Origin of the sequence: Haloferula luteola (assembly GCF_014201715.1) — a bacterium.
Classification (GTDB): Bacteria; Verrucomicrobiota; Verrucomicrobiia; order Verrucomicrobiales; family Akkermansiaceae; genus Haloferula; species Haloferula luteola.
Map to the genome: position 1 here is coordinate 1 of NZ_JACHFD010000078.1, position 1324 is coordinate 1324.

Genomic DNA, 1324 nt, shown 5'->3' on the forward strand with positions numbered 1-1324 from the left:
CGGAGTTCCGGTTCGCTGTCCAAGGCCGAAGCCCCTCAAGCCGAAGGCATCATGCACGTCCCGCATCATTCCTCAAGCAATTGAACGAAGTAGAATTAGACTGTATTTGAAATTCCCGTAGGCACCCCTGCGAACCACCAGTAACCGGTGCCGGATCCGGTCCCAACCCTTTTCCCTGCACCACACCTTGCGCACCCATACCCTCGTCAACAGCTTTCCTTTCTGGCCGCGGCGATAGTTCACCACCCGATGCCCTTACTCAAAGTGGCGCGAGGCGAGTTCCCCGACACTCACATACTCCGCTGGATTGCCTGGTGAAAGGCGCGCGTGCTTGCGTGGGTGACCGTGGCTTTCAGACGCCGCAACCTCTTCAAGTCGCGGCTTGGAGCACCACAGCTTGGTGGTCTTATTTACGTCTCCCATGAACTTTTCGCCGAGATCCTCCACCGCGTTGAGAAACTTCGCGTTGCTTCCATCCAGGCTGTCCGCCCCGATCCAACCGAACTTCAATCCCTGCTTGCGGGCATGGGCGACCATCTCAAGTGCCTGTAGCCAATTCGCATGATAGATGCGGTGACCCTCGGGAATCTTCGCCTTGCGGCACCGGTCCTCATCCTCCGCCCAGGACTCCGGCAGATAGAGCCGAAAATCCGTGATGCACATCCGCTCGTCCGGCGAACACGCCGACCTGGCAGTTTTCAATCTTGCCAGCCCGTCCCGACTCTTGCCGCCGCACTCCCACCGCGGCGTGGCCCTTTTTCAGAAAGCTCGACTCATCCATGGAGAGTCCGGCCTTGTGGGCATCACCATGCAACTCGTTAGCATCCGAAGCCACGTGATCCATCAATGCCTGATAGCACCAGGGCGAGGAACTGACGAACTGTTCCATGCCATTAAAGTCGCTTCCGGCGACATCCTTCTCGAAGGTTTCGATATTCTTGCGCCGCTGTGTACCGAGAAGTCCTGAAAGGTAGTGGCGCGCGTGCCCCACACTGAGCATGCCTTGCCAGATGAAGTGCGGCTCGTAGGTTTCGCAAAAGTCCACGGGGTATCGTTCCACAAGCCTCAGATCGGTGGCGTCATCTTTTTTTATTTTGCAGGGCCGGCTTGATCAGCCACTGCAGGTTGTCGGAGCGGAGTTCCGGTTCGCGGTCCAAGGCCGACGCCCCTCAAGCCACAGGCATGGTCCACACTCTATATCATTCACCAAACAATTAGCCGAAGTAGAACTAACGAGACCGTCGGAAAACCCCTGTTGAGCCCGTCGTACCATTGCCTTCGGATGGTGCCGAGTGATGGACGTCGTTTTCGATTTCCGGGCGGG

General features: G+C 57.6%; 2 protein-coding genes. Both read right to left on the reverse strand.

Annotation, left to right across the window (positions count from 1 at the left end; translation table 11 throughout):
• Positions 1-255: 255 nt before the first annotated feature.
• Positions 256-663: a transposase gene (locus HNR46_RS21295; RefSeq protein ID WP_184022587.1), complete on the reverse strand. Its 408-nt coding sequence runs from the start codon at positions 661-663 to the stop codon at positions 256-258.
• Positions 611-1045, reverse strand: coding sequence for a transposase (locus HNR46_RS21300; RefSeq protein ID WP_221285322.1), 435 nt, complete (start codon positions 1043-1045; stop codon positions 611-613). Before HNR46_RS21300 ends, HNR46_RS21295 begins: the two co-directional genes overlap by 53 nt.
• Positions 1046-1324: the final 279 nt, after the last annotated feature.